A 21,534-nucleotide genomic window follows, 5' to 3' on the forward strand; every position below is an offset into this window, starting at 1 on the left:
GAAGGACAGGTAACCCATGTTCTGGACCACGCTGATCGGCGTCATGGTGTTCTGCGCCTCGACCGGCGTCGCGCTCGGCGCGGCGCTTGGCCTCACGGGGCTGGCGCTGCTGCACGTCTATTCCAATGGCGCGACGTCGCTGGCGGTGGATGCGATCTGGGGCGTCTTCAACGCCTTCACCCTCAGTGCGGTGCCGCTGTTCATCCTGCTGGGAGAAATCCTGCTGCACAGCGGCGTGAGCAACCGCGCCTATTCCGCTTTCGCGCCACTCTTCCGCCGGGTGCCGGGTGGATTGCTGCACACCAATATCGCCGTCTGCACGCTTTTCGGCGCGGTCAGCGGGTCGAGCATGTCGACGGCGGCGGCAGTGGGCTCGGTGGCCTATCCCGAGATGGTCCGGCGCGGCTATGACAAGGACGTCATCGTCGGCAGCCTCGCGGGGGGCGGCACGCTGGGCCTCTTGATCCCGCCGAGCCTGTCGTTCCTGATCTACGGCGCGCTGACCGAGACCTCGATCGGACGGCTTTTCATGGCGGGCATCCTGCCGGGGCTGATGATCGGGCTGATGTTCATGGCCTACATCCTGCTCAAGGCGCTGCGCCATCCGCAGATCGCCCCGCGCGACGAGAGTGGCCTGCCGCTGCGAGACATCCTGCGCGGCTTCAGCCAGGTCTGGCCGCTGCTGATCCTGATCGTCGCGGTGATCGGCAGCATCATCGGCGGCATCGCCACGCCCACCGAGGCGGCGGGGCTCGGCGTCGTGCTGGCCACTGTCATCTCCTTCCTTTGGGGGGACCTCACGCTGCGCAAGCTGCTCGATGCGATCTTCCATTCGACGCTGCTCTTTGCCGCGATCGGCTTTGTCGTGCTGGGCGCGACGATCCTCGCGCAGTCGGTGAGCATCCTCGGCATCCCGCAGCAGATCCTGAGCGCCGTCGCCGCGAGCGGGCTGGGGCAATACAGCATCCTGCTGATCGTGGTGCTGATCTACCTCGTCCTCGGCTGCTTCTTCGACGGGCTGTCGCTGATGATCATGACCTTGCCCGTGGTCTTCCCGCTGCTGACCGGGCTCGGCTACGATCCGATCTGGGTGGGCGTGCTGATCACCATCGTCATCGAGATCGGCCAGGTGACGCCGCCGGTGGGTCTCAATCTTTCGGTCCTGTCGAGCTTGACCAAGAACGAAATCAGCCTTGGCCGGGTGGCGACCGCGACGGTGCCCTATTGGCTCATCCATCTCTTCGCGCTGGTGGTGCTGACGATCTTCCCGGTCATCGCGCTCTACCTGCCCAACCTGTTGTTCTGAGGAAAGGTTTTCCCAAATGGCCCTGAAACTCCGCCCCAAGCGCTTCGGCCCGGTCTCGGTGCTCTTCGATCCCGAAGGCCCGGTGCGCTTCGTCTCGGGCGAGGGCGGCGCGCCGCTGCCCCATCCGCCCTACGACAAGCCGGTTCTGACGCTCATGGCCTCGGTGGCGCATTGCCTTGTGGAATCGCTGCGCATCGTCGCCAAGCGTGACGGGGTGGCGCTGCCCGCCTATGCCATCACCGTGACCGCCGAGAAGTCCATCGACGAGCCGGGGCGCCTGCAGTCCATGGTCTGCCGGATCGACGGCGACCTTGCCGAGGAGATGGTGCGCGAGGCAAAGTCCATGTGCACCGTCAGCAACACGCTGAACTGCAAGATCACTCTGGAGTGAGGCCGCCATACCCCCGCGCGCGGCTTGTGAAGCCGCGCCGGATGGGGCATGTGACGTCATCTTCGTGGCAGCGGAAAGGATCGTGTCATGGACTACAGCAAGATGGGCGGCGCACGCCCAGGCCAGAACAAGCCCAAGTTCAGCGCCGAGGACCTCAAGCGCGAGGGCAAGGCAGGAACCGGCGGCAAGGCCAGCAAGGAAGAGCTTCTGGCGCGCATGAAGGCGCAGAACGAAGCGAAGAAAAAGGACTGAGCGCGCCTAAGGCTGGCGACGAATAGGCGTCAGCGGGACGTGCAAGTCTTTGCCAAAAGCAAAAGGCGCGGGTTATCCCGCGCCTTTCGTCATTTCGGGAAGTCCCGATCAGTTCTTCGACTTGTCGACCATCTTGCCGGCCGAGATCCACGGCATCATGCCGCGCAGCTTGGCGCCGGTGGCTTCGATCTCGTGCTCGTCGTTGGCACGGCGCGAGGCCTTGAGGGTCGGCTGGCCGACGGCGTTCTCGAGCATGAAGTCACGGACGAACTTGCCCTGCTGGATGTCGGTGAGGACTTCCTTCATCGCTTTCTTGGTCTGCTCGTAGGGCAGGATGCGCGGGCCGGTGACGTACTGGCCGTACTCGGCGGTGTTCGAGATCGAGTAGTCCATGTTGGCGATGCCGCCTTCATAGATCAGGTCGACGATCAGCTTCACTTCGTGCAGGCACTCGAAGTAGGCCATTTCCGGCGCGTAGCCGGCTTCCACCAGCGTCTCGAAGCCGCAGCGGATCAGCTCGACGAGGCCGCCGCAGAGAACGGCCTGCTCGCCGAAGAGGTCGGTCTCGCACTCTTCGCGGAAGTTGGTCTCGATGATGCCCGAGCGGCCGCCACCGATGGCCGAGCAGTAGGACAGGCCGATTTCCAGCGCCTTGCCCGATGCATCGTTGTGAACCGCCACGAGGCAGGGCACGCCGCCGCCCTTGGTGTATTCGCCGCGCACGGTGTGGCCCGGACCCTTCGGCGCCATCATGATGACGTCGACGCCGGCTTTCGGCTCGATCAGGCCGAAGTGCACGTTCAGGCCGTGCGCGAAGGCAATGGCGGAGCCTTCCTTCAGGTTGTCATGCACGTATTTCTTGTAGGTCTCTGCCTGCAGCTCGTCGGGCATGGTGAACATGATCAGGTCGCACCAGGCCGCCGCTTCGGCGATGCCCATGACCTGCAGGCCTTCGGCTTCGGCTTTCTTGGCCGAGGGCGAGCCTTCACGCAGGGCGACCACGAGGTTCTTGGCACCCGAGTCGCGCAGGTTCAGCGCGTGGGCGTGGCCCTGGGAGCCGTAGCCCAGGATGGCCACTTTCTTGTCCTTGATCAGGTTAATGTCGCAATCACGATCATAATAGACGCGCATGGGTCTTTCCTTCCTTTGTGCAGCCTTGCTGCGGGTCTTGGTGCGGGCGGTTTGTTGCGCCGCTTCGTTATGAGGCGCAACATAAGTATTCCTCCGTCGATACGGCTTGCGTATTTCTTGAATATTCGCGGAAAAGATGAAAGATCATTCTCGCAATGAAGAAATAACGGCGAAATCATGCTTGACGACACCGACCGGCGCATCCTGCGCCAGTTCCAGGCCGCGCCCGATCTGCCCGGGGCCGAACTGGCCGAGCGGGCAGGGGTCACGCCCTCGACGCTGGCGCGGCGGCTTGCTGCCATGCGTGACAAGGGCGTGCTGCGCGGCACGCGCGGGGTGATCCACTGGCCGGCGCTCGGCTACGAGCTCGAGGTCTCGCTGCGGGTGGCGCTCGACAAGACGGTCTCCAGCGCCTTCGACGAGTTCATCGTGGCGGCGCGGCAGGTGCCCGAGGTGATCGAGATCCAGACCTTCCTTGGCTCGATCGACGTGCGGCTGGCGGTGATCGCGCGCGATCTGACACATTACCAGCAGCTCTACCGGGGCCGCATCCTGACCCTGCCGCATATTTCCGACATCGAGGCGCTGATGCATGTGGCGCTGGTGAAATCCGACGAAACGGTTCCATTGTAAGGAGGGGCCGCTGTGATCGATCTTGATGACACAGACCGCGCGCTGGTGCTGGCGCTGGCCAAGGATGCCGGGGCGAGCGCGGGGTCTCTGGGGCGCGAGCTCGGCCTCTCGCAGCCCGCTTGCTGGCGGCGCATCCAGCGCCTGCGCGAGGCGGGGGTGTTCCGCAAGCCGCGGCTCGACCTCGACCTCGGGGCGCTGGGATTCGGCGTGACGGTCTTTCTCGGCGTGAAGCTCGCCACCAAGGGGCGGGTCAGCCTCGAGGATTTCGAGCGCGCTGTTTCGGCAATTCCCGAAGTGCAGATCGTCGAGCACGTGCTGGGCGCTTTCGACTACCGGCTGCGCGTCGTGGCCCGAGACATTCCTGATTTCGAGCGGGTGCTTCGGCGGCGGATCATGACCCTGCCCGGCGTGGGTCGGGTCGAAGCGAACGTGGTGCTCACCGAGGAACGGCGGCCCGGCCCGCTCTGAGCCCGCTCCGAGGCCTGCGGCCACCTCAGGTTTTGCCAATTCGCGCGATCCGCGCTAACCCCGTCGCACCAACAAAGGAGGTAGCCATGGCGCTGCGCAAGGATGTGGACCCGACGGGTCTGGACGAATTCTCGGTGGTCTTCACGGATCGGTCGCTCAACCACATGTCGGCGGCCTTCCAGGAGGTGATGCGCGACATCTCGGCAGGGCTGCGCGAGGTCTACGGCGCGAGCGGACTCGCCGTGGTGCCGGGGGGCGGCACCTACGGGATGGAAGCGGTGGCCCGCCAGTTCGGTCGCGGTGCCAAGGCGCTGGTGGTGCGCAATGGCTGGTTCTCCTTCCGTTGGAGCCAGATCTTCGAGGCCGGCGGATTCGGCGGCGAGGTTACCGTGATGAAGGCCCGCGCCACCGGCAACGGCGCGCAGGCCCCCTTCGCCCCGGCACCGATCGAGGAGGTCACCGCCAAGATCCGCGAAGAGCAGCCCGACATCGTCTTTGCGCCGCACGTCGAGACCGCCGCCGGGATCATCCTGCCCGACGACTACATCACCGCGCTGGCGACCGCCGCGCATGAGGTGGGCGCGCTGATGGTGCTCGACTGCATCGCCTCGGGCTGCATCTGGGTCGACATGAAAGCCACCGGCGTCGACGTGCTGCTCTCGGCGCCGCAGAAAGGCTGGAGCGCGACTCCCTGCGCGGGGCTGGTGATGATGTCGCAGCGCGCGCTGGAACGTCTGGAAGAGACCACCTCGGACAGCTTTGCGCTGGATCTCAAGAAGTGGCATCAGATCACCGCGGCCTATGAAGCGGGCGGCCATGCCTATCACGCCACCATGCCCACCGACGGGCTGCGCATGTTCCGCGACGCGATGGCCGAGACCCGCGAGTTCGGCTTTGCCGAGGCCAAGGCGGCGCAGGTCGAGCTGGGCGCCAAAGTGCGCGCGCTGCTGGCGTCGAAGGGCGTCGTCTCGGTTGCCGCCGAGGGCTTCGGTGCGCCGGGCGTGGTGGTCAGCTACACCTCGGACCCCGAGGTACAATCGGGCCGCGCCTTTGCCGCCAAGGGCACGCAGATCGCCGCCGGCGTGCCGCTGCAGGTGGACGAGCCCGCCGGCTTCTCGACCTTCCGCCTCGGGCTCTTCGGCCTCGACAAGCTCAAGGACGTGGATGCCACCGTGGCGCGTCTTGAGACGGTGCTGGCCGAGGTCCTCTGAGCCGGTCTTGAAAATCGGGGCGCGCGGCGGGCAGCGATCCTTGCCGCGCGTCCTGCCCCTCGGGGCTTGCCGCGCCGGGCTTGCGGCGGCGATCGGTCGCATCTTTGCGGGCACGCATGGGCGGAAAAGGTGGTCTGCCCGGTGTGGAACCGACGGAAGACAGTTCGGACCGGACAGACCCAAGAGCCGGAGGCGCGGCTGGACCAAGGAGGCCGCGCTTCGGATCGAGTGCGGAGCCCTGGGGGACGGAAGCTATCCCAGGCTCCGGCCCCAAGCTGCACCGAGATTGTCGCCGAATTGTTGCAGAACGCGATTTATCCGCGCAGATTGCCACGCGGGGTCAGCACAGTCGGGCCATGACCCGCGGATATCGGAAGGCGATCTCCGGCGGCACGGCCTCGGGGCCGAAGCGGCGGCAGACCAAGGCCAGAGGCGCATAGATGATGTTCTCTCGGTGGATCTGTTCGGCAAAGAGTCGAGCGGAAACATATTCGATGTGCTGGAGCCTGCTCAGGGCCATGCGGCGCGACATCGCCATGGCGGCGATGCGGCCGCGCAGCGAGGGGCTGTCGGGGTCGCCGAACACAGGTTCAAAGAACAGCGGTGAGAGAACCGACACGCTGTAGAGCTGGCGTTTGGCGTCGCCCAGACCCTCCCGGTTGCCCGAGGCGACAAGGACCTGGCACTTGATGGTCAGCGTGTAGAGATGTGATCGCGACCCCGGCTCGACCAGCTCCAGCGCCTGCTCGATGCAGGGCAGGGCCTCGTCAATGCGCCCCATGAAGGCACGCATCTGGCCGATCAGCGGCAGCGAGGCGCTGACCGAGAGGCTTGAACGGTAGGCATCTTCGGCAATCCCCATCGCCAGCTTGTCATAGCCGCGATCAAGGAAATGCAGAAGCTTCGCCGCCATGATCGTCAGGTCGGGCTTGGGTTGCACATGCGGTAGCGCCGAGAGCACCAGCGCCTCGATCGAGTCCTCATCCGCATTGCGGTCGTCCACCCCATCGGCAAAGAGCTTGTGGCCGAGCATGATGTATTTGGTGTGCAGGTGCGCGGCATGCATGATCCGCAGGCTGGCGTCATCGGGCGCGGCCTCGTGCAGATCGAGGATCCGCCGTTCGGACTGCCGCCATTCCTGCAGGTACTTGCGATCGTTGGTTTCCGCGCGGGCGGTGAGCTTGGAGAGGCTCTCGGTCGCCGTCGCGGAATCGTCCATCTTCCAGAAGCCGGCGGTATACATGGAGACCGGCAGGGGACCATCGGTCTCGGTGGCGCTGGCCTTGGCGCGCCAGGCCTCGTTGAGCAGCCGACGGACAAAGTTGCGCATGGCGGCCCGGTCCGAGAGCAGCTCGTGGAGATCGTGGTCCAGCGAGACGCGCGCCAGGGAGAGGATGCGCCCGGTATCGAACTGCTTCACCGCGCTCACGCAGTTCACTTCCTCCGCCTCCGAAAAGAAAGTCAGCTCGATCATCTTGCTGGGCCCCTGGCCAGCGCTGCCGGCGCGCGGGGCGGCATCGGGCATGTAGATCACGCTCTGGCCGTCGGGGATCTCTTCTTTCACCACTTCGTGCAGGGCGCGGGCAAAGGTCTCGGCGCGCTCGCGCAGGGCTCCGAGCAGGGCAAGCCCGTTTAGCGGACCAACCAGCAGGTCGGCACGCGCCGGATCGCGCCGCATCGCGGGAGGACCACCGACCCAGACATAGCCTTCGCCGTAGCGCGTGGCGATGAACCGCGGGCTTCGCGCATTGTCGGCGAGCTTGCGGCGCAGCCGGTTGATGACGAAATCGATGTTGCGCTCGCTGCGGTCTGATCCCACCTCGGTCAACTCGTCGAGCAGCATCTCTCGCGTGGCGATCCGGTCGGGATGACGGGTGAGCAGCGCCAGCACGCGCGCTTCCGACCGGGTGAAACGGACGATCTGTCCGTCACCCGTGTGCGCTGATCCGAAATCCTCTGCGAAGGTCAGCTGAGTGAATTGTTCGGGGCTGGTAATGAAAGTCTCCGCGATTCTACGAAACTTGGTCCGACATTTCGCCAAATTTAACGTTTTCTTATCCAATCACGGCAAGGTAGCATCACTTTTCATCTTCGCCGAGTGTTCGGAGTGACGTGCCGGTTTCGGGGGAACTGTACCTTTTTATTGCCACGGGGGGACACTATTCCGCATGCGACACTCGTTTTTGCCGAAATCGTTAAACAGCTTGCTTTGCGCCCTGCCGCTGGTCGGATTGGTCGCGACCGCTGTGCAGGCGCAGGCTTTCTTCGCGGATTTCGTGGTGGACCCGGTGACCGGGGTGGACCGGGGATCGACCTCGCAAATTCGCAAGGTGGAGGAATTCACCACCGTCGCGACCCTCTCCAACACCGGCTCCACGCCAATTGGCCGCAATGTCGCCTCGCTTGGCGTTTCCATGCCTCTCGGCTCGAAATATGGCAGCCAGATTGATCTACTTGGGGTGATCGGAGGGCTGGACGTCAACGGCGGGCTGGAATTGCGCGCCGCCGGCGTGGGCTACCGTCTGGGCGTGGCGAGCGGGACGACGCTCTATGTCAATTACGACTACGGCGACTACCTTCTCGGCACCGCGGAACTGCTGCCGCTCGATGTGACGGGGGTGCACGAGACACTGGCGCTGGGTGTCCGGCACGTGTGGCAACTGGGCGAGAGCAAGCTCACCGGGTCGGTCGAGCTGGCGGCGAAACAGCGCAGCGACGAGGTGCTGGGGTTCGAGGTCACCAACGAGGACCTGCGCCTGCTCCGGCTCGGTGTGATGCACGAGACGGGTCAGCCCTTCTCCTTGCGCAGTCGGCTTGCGCTGGCCGTGACCAAGGGGTTGCCGGGGCTCGGAGCCTCGCTTGCGGAGAACCCGCTTCCCAGCGCGCGCGGGGTCACGCCCGATTTTCTGCGCGTCGCCTTCAGCGCCGAGGCCTCGGTGCCGCTGCGCGCCACCACCTATGTGAATGCCGGGCTGATCGGGCAGGTCACCCGCGACAGCCTGCCGGTCTCCCAGCGCTGCGGCTATGGCACCAACGGCTACTCGCGCGGCTTCGACCGCAGCTACGTGCTGGCTGACCAGTGTTTCGGCGGGCGGATCGAGCTGGCGCAGGATTTCCAGCCGCCGAGCATGGCTTCGGGTGCCCTGCGCCGCACCCAGGGGTTTGCCGCGATCGACGGCGGGCGGCTGCGCAACATGGGCAGCGCGCTGTCGGACGGGCGAAGCGACAGCTGGTCCAGCGCCAACTGGGGCGTACGCACGCTGCAGGGCAATTTCCTTGGGGAGATTGCGCTGTCGCACATTCTGACCAAGCCCGAGGGACCCGCGCCGCAGGATACGACGCGGCTCTGGTTCCAGGCGGCCTATCAGTTCTGAGGCGCTCGGGGATCAGCCCACCGCGAAGTCGCGGCGGGTTTCGGGCCTGATCTCGATCGAGAATCCGGGCGCGGAGGGGGCCATGTAGGCGCCGTTCCGGACCACGCAGGGATCGGTGAAATGCCCGTGCAGATGGTCGACGTATTCGGTGCGGCGGTCGTCCTTTTCGCCACAGATCGCCACGTAGTCGATCATGCTCAGGTGCTGGACGTATTCGCACAGGCCGACGCCGCCCGCGTGCGGCCAGACCGGCAGCCCGGCCTTGGCGGCCATGAGCTGCACGGCGAAGACCTCGTTGAGCCCGCCGAGGCGGCAGGCGTCGATCTGCACCACGTCGATGGCCCCGGCGGCGATGAACTGCTTGAACATCACCCGGTTCTGGCACATTTCGCCGGTCGCCACCTTCACCGGGGCGACGCCCTCGCGGATCGCCTTGTGGCCGAGGATGTCGTCGGGGCTCGTCGGCTCCTCGATGAACCACGGCTTGGCAAAGGCGAGGCGGTTCACCCAGTCGATGGCCTGCGGTACCTCCCAGACCTGGTTGGCGTCGATCATCAGCGTGACCTCGGGGCCCAGTTCCTCGCGGAAGATGGTCAGGCGGCGGATGTCATCGTCGAGATCGCGCCCCACCTTCATCTTCACGTGGCTGAAGCCTTGCGCCCCGGCCTCGCGGCAGAGACGGCGCAGCTTGTCGTCGGGATAGCCCAACCAGCCCGCCGAGGTGGTGTAGCAGGGATAGCCCTCGTCCAGCAGCGTGGCGATGCGGGCGGGCTTGCCGCGCGCGGCTTCCTGCAGCAGCTCCAGCGCCTGCGCCGGGTCGAGGAAATCGGTCATGTAGCGGTAGTCTGGGATGCGGGCGAGCTCCGCGGGGCTCATCTCGGCGACGAAGCGCCAGACCGGCAGCCCGGCCTCGCGCGCCATGAGGTCCCAGACCGCGTTGACCAGCGCGCCGGTTGCGAGATGGATGACACCCTTTTCCGGCCCGACCCAGCGCAGCTGGCTGTCGCCGGTGATCGCGCGCCAGAAGGCGCCGGGATCGGCGCGGATGTCGTCGGTGTCGCGGCCGATCACCTGTCCCTTCAGCGCCTCTATGGCCGCCACGCAAAGCTCGTTGCCGCGCCCGATGGTGAAGGTCAGCCCGTGGCCCTCGTGCCCGCCGTCCGTCTCCAAGGTCACGTAGGCGGCCGAATAGACCGGATCGGGGTTCATCGCGTCGGAGCCGTCGAGACCGCCCTCCGAGGGGAAGCGGAGATCCCATGTCCGCAGGCCGGTGATCCGTGTCATGCCGCGGCGACCTCCTTCTTCTGGACCACGTAGATGTGCTCGCAGGCCAGCACCACCTCGTCCTTCTGGTTGAGCACCTGCACGGTCTCGAAGAGCTTGCCGGACTGCGGCCGCTTGGGGTCGTCCTCCTTGCGGGCGGCGGTGATGCGGGTGCGGATGGTGTCGCCGATGAAGACGGGCCGGACGAAGCGCAGCCGGTCGTAGCCGTAGGAGAAGGCGAGCGGATTGATCTCGGTCGCGGTGAGCCCGACGCCGATGGCGAAGATCATCGTGCCATGGGCGATGCGGCCGCCGAACTCGGACTTGGCCATGAACTCGGCGTCCATGTGATGCGGGAAGAAATCGCCGGTGTGCCCGGCGTGGACCACGAAATCGGTCTCGGTGATCGTGCGACCGTAGGTCTCGCGGGTCTCGCCGATCTCGATCTCTTCCAGGTAGCGGGGGCGTTCCATCACGGGGTCTCCTGAATGGGGGTCAGCGGCGCGGCAGAGGCGGCATAGCAGGCCTCGACCAGCGCCATGGTGCGCCAGCCGTCGGAGGCGGGGGCGATCAGCGCCTCTTCGCCCGCGGCGGCGCGTTGCAGGTTGTGCATGCGGGCGGTGAAGCTCTCGGTGAACCACGAGCCGGTGAGCGGCACGTTGCGCCAGCCCGTGCCGTCGTTGATCTCCAGCACGTCGGGCTCGCCCTTGGGGTAGTCGAGGTTGACGCCCAGCTTCATGTAGGTCGCACCTTTCGTGCCAGCGACGCGCAGCTCGCAGGCCTGGTGCGGACGGCCGAAATCCCAGTCGTGGTTGACCGACAGCAGGCAGCGCAGATCTGGGCCATAGTCGAGGATCGCCGCAGTGCGGGTCTGGGCGACGGCATGGCTCGGGTGGCCCAGCGTGCGGGCCGAGACCCCTTTGGGGTCGCCGACGAGGTGGCGGATGAGGTCGAGGTAGTGGATCGAATGCATGGCGATCTCGATCCGGGGCAGCCCTTCGAGAAAGGTCCAGAGGCCCCACGGGGTTGCGAGAACGCCGTGCATCTCGATATCGACCACCTGACCCAGCAGGCCGCGGTCGATGGCGTCTTTCAGCGCCACCGCCATGGGGGCAAAGCGCAGCTGGAAATTCATCGCCGCCAGCAGCTTTCGCTCGAGACAGATCCTGAGGATCCCGCTCGCGCCCTCCAGCGTGCTGCCCATGGGTTTCTGGATGAGCACCGGCGCGCCCTCGGGCAGCCGTTCGAGGATCCCCGCATGGGCGTCGGGCGGGGTGGCGAGGTCGAAGACCGCGCCCGGCACCGCCAGCGCCTCGGCCGCCGTCAGCGCCCGCGTGCCGTGTTCGGCCGCCAGCGCCTCGGCCTTGGCATGGTCGGGGTCGGTGATCCCCGCCACCTCGTAGCCGCCCGCCGCCCAGGCGGGCAGGTGGGCATCGCGCACGATCGAGCCCGCCCCGAAAATGACGATCGGGCGGCGGGTGGCCGGCGGGGTCCACTCCTGTTTGAGCGTGTCCATGGCGCCTCCTCAGCCGCGCAGGGTAAGGCCGGTGTCGGCGTCAAAGAGATGGGCGCGCGACAGATCAAGGTGGAAGCGCAGCGCCTCACCGCGCTTCACGGCGCGCGGGTTGAGCATCCGTGCCGTCCAGCTCTGGCCGCCGAACTCGGTGAACAGCAGCGTCTCGTTGCCCAGCGGCTCCGACAGATGCACCGGAAGCTCGCGGCGTTCGACCGCGTGGCCGCTCTCGCTGTGGATGCCGTGGCCCTCGGGATAGATGTCATCGGGCCGAAGGCCGAGCACCACGCGCCGTCCCTCGGCGACGGAGAAGGCGGGCGGCATGGGCACCTCGGTGCCATCGTCGAGATGCAGTGCGCTGCGCGTGACCGTGGCCTCGGCCATGTTCATCGGCGGCGAGCCGATGAAGCTGGCGACGAAGCGAGACGCGGGGCGGTTGAACACCTCGTCGGGCGAGCCCACCTGCTCGATCCGGCCGTCCTTCATGATGACGATGCGGTCGGCGAGGGTCATCGCCTCGATCTGGTCGTGCGTGACATAGACCACCGTGGAGCCAAGCCGCGCGTGCAGCCGCTTGATCTCGGTGCGCATCTGGCCGCGCAGCTTGGCGTCGAGGTTCGACAGCGGCTCGTCGAACAGGAACACGTCGGGGTCGCGGACGATGGCCCGCCCCATGGCAACGCGCTGGCGCTGCCCGCCCGACAGCTGCGCCGGGCGGCGCTCCAGCAGCGGCTCGATGTCGAGGATGCGCGCGGCGTCCTTGACGGCGGTGTCGATGGTGGCGGCATCGCGACCTGCGATCTTCAGCGAGAAGCCCATGTTCTCGGCCACCGTCATGTGCGGGTAGAGCGCGTAGGACTGGAACACCATCGAGATGTTGCGGTCGCGCGGCGGAAGGTCGTTGACCACCCGCGCGCCGATGCGCAGCTCGCCGCCCGAGATGTCCTCGAGCCCGGCGATCATCCGCAGCGTGGTGGACTTGCCGCAGCCCGAGGGGCCGACCAGCGCGACGAATTCGCCGTCGGCGACCTCGAGGTCGATGCCCTTCACCGCGTGGAAGCCGCCGTATTTCTTGTCGAGTGTGGATAGGGTGAGCGTTGCCATGTCTTATCCCTTGATCGCGCCCGAGGTCAGGCCCGAGACGAGGTGCTTCTGCACCGCGTAAGTCAGAAGAAGCGCCGGGATGATCATCACCACGGCGAGCGCGCACATGCCGCGCCAGTCGATTGTGAACTCGGCGGTGTAATCCAGCAGGCCCACGGGAAGGGTCTTGCTGTCGGTGGAGCGGGTCAGCTGGCTTGCCAGCGCGAACTCGTTCCACGAGGTGAGAAAGGCGAAGATGCCGGCGCTGGCGATGCCCGGGCGGGCGAGCGGGAACTCGACCTGCCAGAAGGCCTGCCAGCGGGTGCAGCCGTCGATCTGCGCGGCCTCGGCCAGATCGCGCGGGACCTGCCGGAAGAAGCCGTCGATCAGCCAGATGGTGAAGGGCACGTTGAGCGCGGTGTAGGCGATGATCATCCCCGCGTGGGTGTCGATCAGCCCGACCTTGGCGTAGAGGAAGAACAGCGGCAGCGACAGCGCGATGCCGGGCACCGTGCGGGTCAGCATGAGCCCGAGGAACCAGGCCGACTTGCCCTTGAAGCGGTAGCGCGCGAAGGCGTAGCCGCCGGACATGCCGATCGCCAGCGAGATGACCGTCGAGGTCACCGCGATGATCACAGAGTTGCGGAAGTAGGCGATCACCGGGATGCCGCCCTGACCGACGCCCGAGAACATGTCGACATAGGCGTCAAAGGACAGCTCGCGCGGGATCCACACCGGCGGCTTGGCCATGATCTCGACCGTCGGCCGCAGCGAGTTGAGCACGATCCAGAGCCCGGGCAGGCAGATGATCAGCATCGAGATGAAAAGCGCCACGTTCAGCGCCCAGGCGGAGCCGCGCTTCTTCAGCCGTGCGGAGGCATTCGCGTCCATCACCAGTCCCCCGCGACCTGGGCCCGTGCCTTGCCGAGCTTCGAGAAGAAATATGCCGTGAAGGCGACCGAGAGCAGGATCGCGACATAGGCCATGGCATTGGCCATCCCCATGCGCGCGTCCGAATAGGCGGTGCGGGCGATCAGCGTCCAGAGCACCTCGGTCCGGCCGGCCGGGCCGCCGTCAGTCATGATCTTGATGATGTCATAGGCCCGCGCCACGTCGAGGCTGCGGATGGTCATCGCGATGAAGGCGAAGGGCATCAGGAAGGGCCATGTCACATACCGGAAGGTCTGCCACGGCGTGCAGCCGTCGACCCGGGCGGCCTCCTGCGGATCGCGCGGCATGGCCATAAGACCCGCGAGGATGAAGATCGCGAAGACCGCGGTCGACGACCAGATCTCGGCGGCGGCGATGGCGAGGAAGGCGAGCTTGCCGTCGATCAGCCAGGGGATCGCCTTGTCGGTGAGGCCCAGTGACTGCAGGGCGTTGTTCACCAGCCCGACGTTGTCGTTGAACATGAACTTGAACTGGAAGCCGACCAGAATGGGCGAGAACATCATCGGGAACATCAGCAGCGTGCGCAGCAGGCGCTGGCCGCGGGTCTGCCGGTCGACCAGCAGCGCGAGCCCGAGGCCGATCAGCATCTCGAGGTTCAGCGCCACCGTGAGCAGCAGCACGGTGCGGCCGAAGGCGATCCAGAAATCGAGGTCGGTGAAGATGCGCTGGTAATTGCGGATGCCGATGAACTGGTAGACCGACTCCGGCTTGGTCAGCCGGAAGGGGGTGAAGCTCGACCACAGCGACAGCAGCAGCGGCAGCACCACCACGGCGGCAAGCACGATCACCGCGGGCAGCAACAGCATTATATGCGGGGGGAGGCGCGAGGCCTTCATCTTTCTCTCCTGTCAGGGGAGGCGGGCCGCGCGCACGCGGCCCGATCCTTGGACGCGGCTCAGAGTTCGCCGGCGTCCTCGAGAATGGCAGTCGCCTCGTCGGCGGCGGTGTCGAGTGCCTCCTGCGGGCTCTTGTCGCCGAGAATGGCCGCCTGAAGTTCCGGGTAGAGCACGTTGGTGATCTCGATCCAGCTTGGCGTCTGCGGCACCGGGAAGGCGGTCTCTGCGGCCACCTGGAAGGCCTTCAGCACCTCGGTGCGATAGGCATCCCCCTCGGCCTCGGCGATCACATGCTCCCAGACGGACTGGCGCGAGGGCAGCGGACCGGCGGCGCTTTCCAACTTCTGGCTGTCCTCGTTGGTCAGGAACCAGACCAGAGAGGCGGCGGCCTCGGGGGTCTCGCAGTCCTCGGTGACCGAGAAGCCGTGGAAGCCCGACCAGCCCGAGCGGATGCCCGCGGAGCCCTTCGGCGGCGGCGCAACACCGACGTTGCCCGCGACCTTCGAGGCGGAGGGGTCGTTGAAGAACCCGGCCCAACCCGGCCAGTCGAGGTTCAGCGCCACGGTGCCCGAGGCGAAGCCCTGTCCCAGATCGTCCCAGAGGTAGTTCGGCACGCCCGCCGGCACGGCCTTTGCCGCGTAGAGATCGACGAACCAGGTCAGCGCCTCGACACCGGCTTCGGAGTTGAACGCCGGGCGGCCGTCGCCGTCGAGGAACTGCCCGCCGTTGGCCACGAGGATCTCGTAGAAGCGCCCGGCGATGGCCTCTTCCTTGCCGGCGTATTGCGTGCCGTAGAAGTTCGGCGCGTCGGCGAAGAACTTCGCCTGGTCGGCGACCTGGTCCCAGGTCTCGGGCACGGCCAGCGGGTAACCGTATTCTTTCTCGAAGGCGGCGGCATCGGCCTTCTCGTAGATGTCCTTCTGGTAATAGAGCGCCGAGACGTCGAACTGCGCGCGCGGCAGCATCACCAGCTTGCCGTCGAGCGTCGCCGATTGGATGTTGCCCGGCACGAAATCGGCCAGCGCCTCTTCGGGCAGGTACGCGCGCAGGTCCACGTAGATGCCGGGGTATTGCGGCGCGAAGGACGAGTGGTTCGAGCCGACGCACCAGCCAAGCTGGCCGGTGGCGATGTCGGACTTGATCTCGCGGTCGAGCTCGAAGTGGTTCTTCTTCGAGATCACCTCGACCTTGGCCCCGGTCGCGGCCTCCCATTCCGCGATGCGCGCGTAGAGCGGTTCATACTGCTGCCCGCCGATGAGTTTCGCCTCGATGGTCACGCCCTCGAAGCTGCCGGGCAGGTCCTGCGCAGAGGCGGCGGTCGCCAATGTCAGCACCGCCGCCGAAGCGGTCGTCAAAAGTTTCATGGGTCTCCTCCCTGAAAATCCGTGGGGGCTATCCCCTCACTTATGGATAATCTATTTATATACAAAGACGGCGACGTGCCTCCTGTCAAGGAATTCCGCTGGAGGCGCAGGATGTATTCTTATATGAATGACGCAATTCACAGAGAGCAGCATGACCGACACCACTGACCGCTACCGCGCGCCGGCCCTGGACAAGGGGCTCGACATTCTCGAATTGCTTGCCGGGATCGAGGGCGGGCTCACCCAGGCCGAAATCGCCAAGGAACTCGGCCGTTCTCCCAATGAATTCTACCGGATGCTCGAGCGGCTGGCCCGGCGCGGCTACGTCGCGCGTGTCGATGGCGATCGCTATGCGCTGACGCTGAAGATGTTCGGCATGGCGCAGTTCCACGCGCCGACGCGACGGCTGGCCTCGCTGGCGACACCCTTGCTGCGCGATCTGGCCGAGCGCACCCGGCAGGCAAACCAGTTGGTGGTCTTTGACCGTGGCAACGCCGTGGTGATCGCGCAGCAGGAGGCGCCGGGCTACTGGGGCATCTCGATCCGCGTCGGCAGCCACATCAACCTCTTCGACACCGGCTCGGGCAATGTGCTGCTGGCCTTCTCCAGCCCCGAGCGGCGACTGGCGATGGTGGCCGAGAACAGCGACACCGGCGCCCCGGCGCGCGCCATTCCCGCCGAGCTTGAGGCGCGCTTCGAGGTCGTCCGCGCCCGCGGCTACGAGGTGAAGCCCTCGGCGCAGACCGTCGGCGTCACCAATCTTTCGGCCCCGGTGCTTGCGCCGAGCGGCGAGGCCATCGCCGCGGTCACCATCCCCTACCTGCCGCTGGTTGATCGCGAGGCCGCACCCAGCCCAGAGGAGGCGACGGCAGCGCTGGTCGAAACCACCGCAGCGCTGTCGCGGTTCGCCGGATATGGTGCTGAGGGGGAGACATTCGCATCTGAATGATCCATTCTTGGGTGAATGATTTGCTCAGGGAGGAGCACATGCAAGAGCCCGCGATTCTGGACAGCCACCTTCACCTCGTAGACCGCGGGAGGCTCGACTACCCGTGGCTCTCCGGCGCCCCGGCGCTGGACCGGGACTGGCTGCTGGAGAGCTATGCTGCCGAGGCGCGCCGCGTCGGGATCGGCGGGGCGATCCATATGGAGGTGGATGTCGCCGATCCGCGGATCGAGGACGAGACCGCTTGGATCGAGGAGCTCGCCGCGAGCGGCAGCTTCCCCATTCTCGGCGCGATTGCCGCCTGCCGTCCCGAGGCGCCCGACTTTCCCGCCTTCCTCGACCGCTCGGCCGCGCGCGAGATCGTCGTCGGCTTCCGGCGGGTGCTGCACGTGGTGCCCGACGAGGTCTCACAAGGGGAGCTTTTCCGGCAGAACATCCGCCTGCTCTCGGGCCCCGATCTGCCCTTCGATCTCTGCGTGCTTGCCCGGCAATTGCCGCTGGCCATCGAACTGGTCGACTCGGCCCCCAACACACGCTTCGTGCTCGACCATTGCGGTGTGCCGGACATCGAGGGCGGGCAATGGGACAGCTGGGCGCGCGACCTCGCCGAGATCGCCGAACGGCCAAACGTCTGCGCCAAGATTTCCGGCGTGGTCGCCTATGGCGGCGCGGGATGGACGCTGGACGAGTTGACCCGCTGGGTCAGCTACACCGCCGAGACCTTCGGCCCCGAGCGCATCTGCTGGGGCGGTGACTGGCCGGTGAACACGCTGGGCGGCGGTCTTTCCACCTGGGTTGCCGCCACCCGCGCGATCTTTGCCGGCTGGAGCGCGGAGGAGCGCGCCGCGCTCTATGCAGGGAACGCAGCGCGCATCTGGAAGCTCTGATCGCTCAGAAGGTCGCGGTGAACATCCGGTCGAGGTCGTCCATGGCAGCCTCGAACCTTCCGTTCTGCAGGGCCGCGTTGATCCGCTCCGAGGCCTCTTGCTGGAACGGCATGTAGCCGTCGTGGCGCGGGCGCATCCAGGCCCGGTCCAGTGTCGCCAGCGTGCCGGAGTAGAAGCTTCCGGCTCCCGCGTCGCAGGTCGGCGAAATCCACGCGTCCCGGTGTCCGGCCTGACCGCCTGCCGAGGCCCAGGGCCCGGTCTGCGCCTCGGGTCCCGCCGCGTGGCGGGCGAAGGCGATGGCCTCCCGCGGGTGCTGGCAGAAGGAAGAGACGGCGAGCCCGGTGCCGCCGAGCGCGCTGCCCTTCGGCCCGGCACCGGGCACGGCCTCGGGGATGTCGTGGAAGGTCACGCGGTGCGGCGCGGCATCGGGCAGGGAATAGCTGATATAGCCATAGATGAGCGGCGCGCAGGCGATCCGATTGCCTTGTGCCATCTCGCCGAGCACGGCGATCGGGTCCATCTCGAAGCAGGCGGGATCAACCTTGTCCGCCAGCGCCTTCAGCAGTTCCAGCGCGCGCAGCGCTCCGGTGCGGTCCACGAAGGGCGCGCTGCCGTCGACCCGGCAAGGGTGCCCGAGGTTGCCGCAGAGCGTGTAGAAGCTCATCAGCACGTGCGGCGGGCGCAGCGGGATCATCACGCGGCCGTCCTCGGCAAGGCGCAGAACACCCCCCCAATCCTTCGCCGGCGCGCTCAGGTCGGGCCGCACCGCCTGCACCTGCGCGGCGGCATCGACCGGATAGGCCCATTGGCGCGCCTCCCAGGTGTAGCTCTCATAGGAGCGTCCGAGAGAGCCCGCAGCGATTTCGGGCGCGTCGGGCAGCGGCAGCAGGCAGGTTTCTGCGGTGATCTGCCCGACGTGCGGGTGGTCGATGATGACGAGGTCGTAGGCGCGCGCCAGCTCAAGCACAGGGTAGCTCTCGAAGTCCTGCAGCGAGCGACGGTCCCAGGTGATCGAGACGCCGTGCGCGGCCTCCCATTCCCGCGAAAGGGCGGCGAGCGGATCGTAGCCCCGGGGGTGGTCCCAGGTCATGCCTTTGAGGGAGATCATAGTCCGAACTCCTTGCGGATCTGCGCGGAATGCTCGCCCACGCGCGGCGCGGCGCGGTGGCCCGCCGGTCGGCGGCCGTCGATGGTCAGCGGCGCGCGGGTGGTGTCGATGCTGACGCCGTCATCGCGGGTCACGGTCTGCAGAAGATCGAGGCGCTTGAAGGCCTCCGCCTCCATCAGCCCCGACCAGTTCAGCACCTCCGAGCACCAGATGTCGGCGGGCTGCAGGATGGCGAGCCATTCGGCGACGGTCTTCTCGGCGACGCGCTCGGCGAGTTGCGCCTTGATCGCGTCGCGGGCGCTGAAGGCGTCGCTGGCAGGGCGGCCCGCCAGCTCCGGCAACCCCATCAGCGCGGCGAGCTTGTCGAGCGGGGTCATCGCCAGCGCCAGATGCCCGTCCCTGGCGGCGTAGACGCCGTAGGGCGCGCCCAGATAGGCATGCGCGCCGTTGGTTTGCGAGCGGGTGGGCAGGCGGCGTCCGTCGTTGAGCCAGGTGGTCAGCACCTCGAACTGCAGGTCGACCAGCGCTTCGAGCAGCGAGGTCTCGACGTGCCGCCCGATGCCGTCGATGCCGCGCCGGACGAGTGCAGCCAGGATGCCCTGCGACAGTGCCACCCCGGCGAACATGTCGCCCACCGCGAGCCCCATGGGCACTGGCCCCTGCGCCGCATCGCCGGTCAGCCACATCAGCCCGGAACGCGCCTGCGCCAGCAGGTCCTGGCCGGGGAATTTCACCCAGGGGCCGTCGTCGCCATAGCCCGAGATCGAGCCGTAGACGAGCCGCGGGTTGAGCGCGTGCATCTCCTCCCAGCCGACGCCGATGCGGTCCGCCACGCCAGGGCGGAAGTTCTGGATCATCACGTCGGCCTGTGTCGCCAATCGCTTCAGTGCCGCAAGGTCGGCGGGGGTCTTCAGGTCGAGCGCCAGGCTCTCCTTGCCGCGGTTGATGGCGTGGAAGATCGTCGAGTCGCCGCCGATCTCGGTGTCCGACAGGTAGAGTTGCCGCGACAGGTCGCCCGCGCCCGCGCGCTCGATCTTGATCACCCGTGCCCCCAGGTCGGCCAGCCGCAGTGAGCAATAGGGACCGGACAGGAACTGGCTGAGGTCGACCACCAGCAGCCCCTCGAGCGGGCGCTCGGGCAGCGAGCCTTGGTGGCCTGCGGCAGTGGTCGTCTGGGATGTGGCGATCATTCGGACGCTCATTCTTTGGTGAAAGATGTACTCACATATGAATGAACGCTTCACGCATGGCGCGTCAAGCCCGATGGCGCAAGCTGGAAAGAAATGCGCGCGGGTCCCACGCTGGTACCCGCGCGCAACGGGATGGAACGGCGATGTCAGTCCAGCGTGGCCGCGAAGATCACCAGCTCGCGCTGCGCGGCCTTCATCGCGAAGGCGCGGGCCGCCTGGTAGTCGGGGTCGTCGTAGCAGGCCTGCGCAGTCGCCAGATCGGCGAATTCGACCAGCAGGATTCGGGACTTGTCCCCGGCTTCCAGCATCGTTGGCGCCTCGTCGCCACGCCTGACCCTCGCGCCGTATTTCGCCGCGACCGGGGCCCAGAGCCGCCCGTATTCCGCCTGCGCCTCGGCGTCTGTCACATCGGTGCCGAGCACCAGCCAGTAGCCTTTCATCGGGGTCTCCTGTCCCTGCGTGTCATGTCGCCCCGCTCTAGCGCGGGCCGGGGCTGCGGGGAAGGGCGGGAGGGGTGAGCCTTGCCTTCGAGGTGGGCCGGGCAAAAGCAGGCCCTCCCGGGGCCTGCGGCGGAAAGGCCAGGGAACGGATCAGCGCTCTGTCGGATGCCCCGCGTCGATCCAGCCTTGCGTACCGTTCTCGAGGAAGGCGACGCGCGCGATCCCGGCCTTGACCAGCGCATGAGCGGCAATCGCGCCCATCGGCCCGGCCTGGCAGGCGGTGATCACCTCGCCCCTGTGACCGGAGATGGCGGTGGGAATGTCCCCCGCCTCGAGCCGGTCGAGCGGCACGATGAGCGCGCTGGGGATGCGGCCTGTTGTCTTGGCGATGGCCTCGGGCGGCCGCGGATCGACGAAAAGCGCGCCCCTGCCGTGGCGGCTGGCGGCCTGCCCGGCGGCGATCGAGGGAACGGCCGCGCGGGCCTCTTCGAGACGGGTGTTGAAGGAGTTTGACATCGGAAGGGTCCTTTTCAGGTTGGGGTGAAGATGCGGCGTGGCCGCGCGGGAAAACGGGGGATCAGGCGGCGAGGCGCAGGGCGCCTGCCTGCCGGGCGAGCCATTCGCGGCGCAGCGCGGCGGCACCGATGCAGGCCGAGATCAGCGCGCCGACGAGGCCGGGCAGGGCGCCGACCGAGAGGTCGAGGCCGATGCCGAAGGGCGCGGCGCAGAGCATGACGGCGCGCATCCGCAGCGTGTCACGCTGCATCCGGCCGACCATCACGAGGCAGCAGGCGGTCATCGCCAGTCCCGAGGCCAGCCCGCTCCATGTCAGCGCCGTGACCAGCCAGACCACCGGCAGGAAGCCCAGACCCATGTGGCGCAGCCAGGGGCGCTCGCCAGCGGCAAGGGCGATAAGCGTCTGGGTCGCGCCGATGGCGCAGACGCCGGTGCCGCTCCACTGGCCAAGCAGCGCGTATTGAGCGGCGTAGCAAGCGGCGATGCAGAACTGCGCTGTGAGGATCTGGCGGCGCTGCTTGAACAGGGGCCAGACAAGCTGTCCGGCCAGGCCCGCGGATCCGAAGAGGACCGCCGGGGAGATCGCGGGGATCAAGGCGAGTACGTCGGGCATCTTGGCCTCCATCAGAGCAGACTTTTTGGTCTGCATCGAACGTACCAACCGGTCTGTT

At 67.0% G+C, this 21,534-nt stretch carries 23 protein-coding genes; 9 read left to right on the plus strand and 14 right to left on the minus strand.

Annotation, left to right across the window (positions count from 1 at the left end):
* Positions 1-16: 16 nt before the first annotated feature.
* From IQ782_RS11380 to IQ782_RS11390, 3 genes are all read left to right on the plus strand, one after another.
* The gene (locus tag IQ782_RS11380; protein ID WP_194134752.1) at positions 17-1,306 is read left to right on the plus strand and encodes a TRAP transporter large permease; all 1,290 of its coding nucleotides are present in this window, start codon (positions 17-19) and stop codon (positions 1,304-1,306) included.
* A gap of 16 nt (positions 1,307-1,322) precedes the next feature.
* Positions 1,323-1,697, plus strand: a complete 375-nt coding sequence (locus IQ782_RS11385) for an OsmC family protein (protein ID WP_194134753.1) — start codon at positions 1,323-1,325, stop codon at positions 1,695-1,697.
* Between the two features lie 87 nt (positions 1,698-1,784).
* A complete protein-coding gene (locus tag IQ782_RS11390; RefSeq protein WP_194134754.1) occupies positions 1,785-1,949 on the plus strand; it encodes a hypothetical protein in 165 nt (54 codons plus the stop codon).
* A gap of 108 nt (positions 1,950-2,057) precedes the next feature.
* Here IQ782_RS11390 and ilvC read toward each other — a convergent pair whose 3' ends face one another.
* The gene (ilvC, locus tag IQ782_RS11395) at positions 2,058-3,218 is read right to left on the minus strand and encodes a ketol-acid reductoisomerase (protein ID WP_338092576.1); all 1,161 of its coding nucleotides are present in this window, start codon (positions 3,216-3,218) and stop codon (positions 2,058-2,060) included.
* Positions 3,219-3,257: 39 nt separating this feature from the next.
* Here ilvC and IQ782_RS11400 point away from each other — a divergent pair, with 39 nt between their 5' ends.
* From IQ782_RS11400 to IQ782_RS11410, 3 genes are all read left to right on the plus strand, one after another.
* Positions 3,258-3,713: an Lrp/AsnC family transcriptional regulator gene (locus IQ782_RS11400; protein WP_194134756.1), complete on the plus strand. Its 456-nt coding sequence runs from the start codon at positions 3,258-3,260 to the stop codon at positions 3,711-3,713.
* Between the two features lie 12 nt (positions 3,714-3,725).
* Positions 3,726-4,181, plus strand: a complete 456-nt coding sequence (locus tag IQ782_RS11405; RefSeq protein ID WP_194134757.1) for an Lrp/AsnC ligand binding domain-containing protein — start codon at positions 3,726-3,728, stop codon at positions 4,179-4,181.
* 86 nt (positions 4,182-4,267) lie between these two features.
* A complete protein-coding gene (locus IQ782_RS11410) occupies positions 4,268-5,392 on the plus strand; it encodes an aminotransferase class V-fold PLP-dependent enzyme (protein WP_194134758.1) in 1,125 nt (374 codons plus the stop codon).
* A gap of 340 nt (positions 5,393-5,732) precedes the next feature.
* On the opposite strand, the gene IQ782_RS11415 is transcribed toward IQ782_RS11410, so the two are convergent.
* Positions 5,733-7,454, minus strand: coding sequence for a helix-turn-helix domain-containing protein (locus tag IQ782_RS11415; RefSeq protein ID WP_338092575.1), 1,722 nt, complete (start codon positions 7,452-7,454; stop codon positions 5,733-5,735).
* A gap of 106 nt (positions 7,455-7,560) precedes the next feature.
* On the opposite strand from IQ782_RS11415, the gene IQ782_RS11420 reads away from it, so the two are divergent.
* Positions 7,561-8,766: a ShlB/FhaC/HecB family hemolysin secretion/activation protein gene (locus IQ782_RS11420; RefSeq protein WP_194134760.1), complete on the plus strand. Its 1,206-nt coding sequence runs from the start codon at positions 7,561-7,563 to the stop codon at positions 8,764-8,766.
* Between the two features lie 12 nt (positions 8,767-8,778).
* Here IQ782_RS11420 and IQ782_RS11425 read toward each other — a convergent pair whose 3' ends face one another.
* From IQ782_RS11425 to IQ782_RS11455, 7 genes are read right to left on the minus strand one after another with little or no spacing between them, the layout of a single operon-like run.
* On the minus strand, positions 8,779-10,050 hold the full coding sequence (locus tag IQ782_RS11425) for an L-fuconate dehydratase (protein ID WP_194134761.1): 1,272 nt from the start codon (positions 10,048-10,050) through the stop codon (positions 8,779-8,781).
* On the minus strand, positions 10,047-10,502 hold the full coding sequence (locus IQ782_RS11430) for a MaoC/PaaZ C-terminal domain-containing protein (protein WP_194134762.1): 456 nt from the start codon (positions 10,500-10,502) through the stop codon (positions 10,047-10,049). The genes IQ782_RS11425 and IQ782_RS11430 overlap by 4 nt, the downstream gene beginning before the upstream one ends.
* Positions 10,502-11,545, minus strand: coding sequence for a Gfo/Idh/MocA family protein (locus IQ782_RS11435; RefSeq protein ID WP_194134763.1), 1,044 nt, complete (start codon positions 11,543-11,545; stop codon positions 10,502-10,504). Before IQ782_RS11435 ends, IQ782_RS11430 begins: the two co-directional genes overlap by 1 nt.
* 9 nt (positions 11,546-11,554) lie before the next feature.
* The gene (locus IQ782_RS11440; RefSeq protein WP_194134764.1) at positions 11,555-12,646 is read right to left on the minus strand and encodes an ABC transporter ATP-binding protein; all 1,092 of its coding nucleotides are present in this window, start codon (positions 12,644-12,646) and stop codon (positions 11,555-11,557) included.
* Between the two features lie 3 nt (positions 12,647-12,649).
* Positions 12,650-13,516 (minus strand): carbohydrate ABC transporter permease, encoded by an 867-nt coding sequence (locus IQ782_RS11445; RefSeq protein ID WP_194134765.1) that lies wholly within the window; start codon positions 13,514-13,516, stop codon positions 12,650-12,652.
* Positions 13,516-14,412 carry a carbohydrate ABC transporter permease gene (locus IQ782_RS11450; RefSeq protein ID WP_194134766.1) on the minus strand — a complete coding sequence of 299 codons (897 nt, stop codon included), beginning with the start codon at positions 14,410-14,412 and terminating at the stop codon, positions 13,516-13,518. Before IQ782_RS11450 ends, IQ782_RS11445 begins: the two co-directional genes overlap by 1 nt.
* Positions 14,413-14,471: 59 nt before the next feature.
* Positions 14,472-15,776, minus strand: a complete 1,305-nt coding sequence (locus IQ782_RS11455) for an ABC transporter substrate-binding protein (protein WP_194134767.1) — start codon at positions 15,774-15,776, stop codon at positions 14,472-14,474.
* Positions 15,777-15,927: 151 nt separating this feature from the next.
* On the opposite strand from IQ782_RS11455, the gene IQ782_RS11460 reads away from it, so the two are divergent.
* A complete protein-coding gene (locus IQ782_RS11460; protein ID WP_194134768.1) occupies positions 15,928-16,725 on the plus strand; it encodes an IclR family transcriptional regulator in 798 nt (265 codons plus the stop codon).
* A 38-nt stretch (positions 16,726-16,763) separates the two neighbouring features.
* Entirely contained in the window at positions 16,764-17,609 is an 846-nt protein-coding gene (locus IQ782_RS11465; RefSeq protein WP_194134769.1) for an amidohydrolase family protein, read from the plus strand.
* A 4-nt stretch (positions 17,610-17,613) separates the two neighbouring features.
* On the opposite strand, the gene IQ782_RS11470 is transcribed toward IQ782_RS11465, so the two are convergent.
* The 5 genes from IQ782_RS11470 to IQ782_RS11490 form a co-directional block, all read right to left on the minus strand.
* Complete coding sequence (locus tag IQ782_RS11470; protein WP_194134770.1) at positions 17,614-18,717, minus strand: extracellular solute-binding protein; 1,104 nt, start codon at positions 18,715-18,717, stop codon at positions 17,614-17,616.
* Positions 18,714-19,907, minus strand: coding sequence for a CaiB/BaiF CoA transferase family protein (locus tag IQ782_RS11475; protein WP_194134771.1), 1,194 nt, complete (start codon positions 19,905-19,907; stop codon positions 18,714-18,716). Before IQ782_RS11475 ends, IQ782_RS11470 begins: the two co-directional genes overlap by 4 nt.
* Before the next feature lie 146 nt (positions 19,908-20,053).
* Positions 20,054-20,347: a DUF1330 domain-containing protein gene (locus IQ782_RS11480; RefSeq protein ID WP_194134772.1), complete on the minus strand. Its 294-nt coding sequence runs from the start codon at positions 20,345-20,347 to the stop codon at positions 20,054-20,056.
* 150 nt (positions 20,348-20,497) lie between these two features.
* Positions 20,498-20,863: a rhodanese-like domain-containing protein gene (locus IQ782_RS11485; RefSeq protein ID WP_194134773.1), complete on the minus strand. Its 366-nt coding sequence runs from the start codon at positions 20,861-20,863 to the stop codon at positions 20,498-20,500.
* 61 nt (positions 20,864-20,924) lie between these two features.
* Positions 20,925-21,476: a YgjV family protein gene (locus IQ782_RS11490; protein ID WP_194134774.1), complete on the minus strand. Its 552-nt coding sequence runs from the start codon at positions 21,474-21,476 to the stop codon at positions 20,925-20,927.
* Between the last annotated feature and the right edge of the window lie 58 nt (positions 21,477-21,534).

It is taken from the genome of Salipiger mangrovisoli, assembly GCF_015223355.1.
GTDB classification, from domain to species: Bacteria; Pseudomonadota; Alphaproteobacteria; order Rhodobacterales; family Rhodobacteraceae; genus Salipiger; species Salipiger mangrovisoli.

Bases quoted from the DNA above. Each gene is read 5' to 3' on its own strand.
- IQ782_RS11435 (WP_194134763.1), bottom strand. From the start codon at position 11,545: ATGGACACGCTCAAACAGGAGTGGACCCCGCCGGCCACCCGCCGCCCG.
- IQ782_RS11465 (WP_194134769.1), top strand. From the start codon at position 16,764: ATGCAAGAGCCCGCGATTCTGGACAGCCACCTTCACCTCGTAGACCGC.
- IQ782_RS11430 (WP_194134762.1), bottom strand. From the start codon at position 10,502: ATGGAACGCCCCCGCTACCTGGAAGAGATCGAGATCGGCGAGACCCGC.
- IQ782_RS11475 (WP_194134771.1), bottom strand. From the start codon at position 19,907: ATGATCGCCACATCCCAGACGACCACTGCCGCAGGCCACCAAGGCTCG.
- IQ782_RS11470 (WP_194134770.1), bottom strand. From the start codon at position 18,717: ATGATCTCCCTCAAAGGCATGACCTGGGACCACCCCCGGGGCTACGAT.
- IQ782_RS11485 (WP_194134773.1), bottom strand. From the start codon at position 20,863: ATGTCAAACTCCTTCAACACCCGTCTCGAAGAGGCCCGCGCGGCCGTT.
- IQ782_RS11440 (WP_194134764.1), bottom strand. From the start codon at position 12,646: ATGGCAACGCTCACCCTATCCACACTCGACAAGAAATACGGCGGCTTC.
- IQ782_RS11410 (WP_194134758.1), top strand. From the start codon at position 4,268: ATGGCGCTGCGCAAGGATGTGGACCCGACGGGTCTGGACGAATTCTCG.
- IQ782_RS11380 (WP_194134752.1), top strand. From the start codon at position 17: ATGTTCTGGACCACGCTGATCGGCGTCATGGTGTTCTGCGCCTCGACC.
- IQ782_RS11445 (WP_194134765.1), bottom strand. From the start codon at position 13,516: ATGGACGCGAATGCCTCCGCACGGCTGAAGAAGCGCGGCTCCGCCTGG.
- IQ782_RS11420 (WP_194134760.1), top strand. From the start codon at position 7,561: ATGCGACACTCGTTTTTGCCGAAATCGTTAAACAGCTTGCTTTGCGCC.
- IQ782_RS11490 (WP_194134774.1), bottom strand. From the start codon at position 21,476: ATGCCCGACGTACTCGCCTTGATCCCCGCGATCTCCCCGGCGGTCCTC.
- IQ782_RS11385 (WP_194134753.1), top strand. From the start codon at position 1,323: ATGGCCCTGAAACTCCGCCCCAAGCGCTTCGGCCCGGTCTCGGTGCTC.
- IQ782_RS11450 (WP_194134766.1), bottom strand. From the start codon at position 14,412: ATGAAGGCCTCGCGCCTCCCCCCGCATATAATGCTGTTGCTGCCCGCG.
- IQ782_RS11460 (WP_194134768.1), top strand. From the start codon at position 15,928: ATGACCGACACCACTGACCGCTACCGCGCGCCGGCCCTGGACAAGGGG.
- IQ782_RS11455 (WP_194134767.1), bottom strand. From the start codon at position 15,776: ATGAAACTTTTGACGACCGCTTCGGCGGCGGTGCTGACATTGGCGACC.
- IQ782_RS11400 (WP_194134756.1), top strand. From the start codon at position 3,258: ATGCTTGACGACACCGACCGGCGCATCCTGCGCCAGTTCCAGGCCGCG.
- IQ782_RS11480 (WP_194134772.1), bottom strand. From the start codon at position 20,347: ATGAAAGGCTACTGGCTGGTGCTCGGCACCGATGTGACAGACGCCGAG.
- IQ782_RS11425 (WP_194134761.1), bottom strand. From the start codon at position 10,050: ATGACACGGATCACCGGCCTGCGGACATGGGATCTCCGCTTCCCCTCG.
- IQ782_RS11390 (WP_194134754.1), top strand. From the start codon at position 1,785: ATGGACTACAGCAAGATGGGCGGCGCACGCCCAGGCCAGAACAAGCCC.